Here is an 801-nt window from a genome sequence, read left to right as displayed (position 1 = left end):
GTCTTGTATTTTTAATATTCGTTTTATTGATAATCGCAAGTACATTTAGGACATTTGAAAAAATACATTGCAAAAAGCGCTCGGGGGATTCATGGGCAGGAAAGAAAGAATTATAGGTCAGTTAATTCATAATTTTAACTTTTATAAAATGGAGGACGGCAGGCAGTTGTATGAGTTGTCTGTCGAAAGACTCCTAAAAATATTGGAGGCACAGAAGAATGCTAGAACTACACAGAATCACAGACGCAGAACTAGAGAAGAAATTTAGCTTACGACAATTGTTATCTATGCAAAAGGAGCTAGATCAGCATATTAGTTATAAGGCAGAGGATCGTATTGAATTAAAGTTCTATGCACTGCAGGTGGAAGTAAATGAAGCTTGGAACGAAACAAAGTCATTTAAGTATTGGAGCACTAAATTTAAAACACCGGATAGGGATAAATTGTTAGATGAGTTGGTAGATGGATTACATTTTCTTTTATCAATCGTTTTAGAAATAAACGCTACTACTAGGGATCAGAAGAACATTATTGGATGTTTCCATTATGCGAAGATGTGTCAAAGAAATATTTACAGTATTAACCGATTATTTGAAATGTGGAGTATGGAAGTATTTAAAGCAAAAAGACAATGGATTTTATATAGAAATTGTCCAATAACAGAATTAAGAAAGATGTTTGGTGTGTTCTTCCGTATTTGCTATTTATACGGCTTTAAATACGAGGATATTGTACAAGCTTACAAAGATAAGAATGAAGAAAATTTCAAACGTCAAGCGAGTGGATATTAAGATGTATAAG

The 801-nt window shown here is 33.0% G+C and carries 2 protein-coding genes; both read left to right on the top strand.

Annotation, left to right across the window (positions count from 1 at the left end; all coding sequences use genetic code 11):
- Positions 1 to 91: 91 nt before the first annotated feature.
- Complete coding sequence (gene fbpA, locus KVT27_RS27350) at positions 92 to 268, top strand: Fur-regulated basic protein FbpA (protein ID WP_217563173.1); 177 nt, start codon at positions 92 to 94, stop codon at positions 266 to 268.
- A complete protein-coding gene (locus tag KVT27_RS23345) occupies positions 219 to 791 on the top strand; it encodes a dUTP diphosphatase (protein ID WP_217563172.1) in 573 nt (190 codons plus the stop codon). Before fbpA ends, KVT27_RS23345 begins: the two co-directional genes overlap by 50 nt.
- The last annotated feature ends 10 nt before the right edge of the window (positions 792 to 801 follow it).

Source organism: Lysinibacillus sp. GbtcB16 (assembly GCF_019091145.1).
GTDB lineage: Bacteria > Bacillota > Bacilli > Bacillales_A > Planococcaceae > Lysinibacillus > Lysinibacillus fusiformis.
Note: the sequence above shows the minus strand (reverse complement) of the source record. Positions and strands in the feature narration are given on the sequence as shown.

Coding starts and splice junctions, on each gene's coding strand:
- KVT27_RS23345 (WP_217563172.1), top strand. CDS start 219: ATGCTAGAACTACACAGAATCACAGACGCAGAACTAGAGAAGAAATTT.
- fbpA (WP_217563173.1), top strand. CDS start 92: ATGGGCAGGAAAGAAAGAATTATAGGTCAGTTAATTCATAATTTTAAC.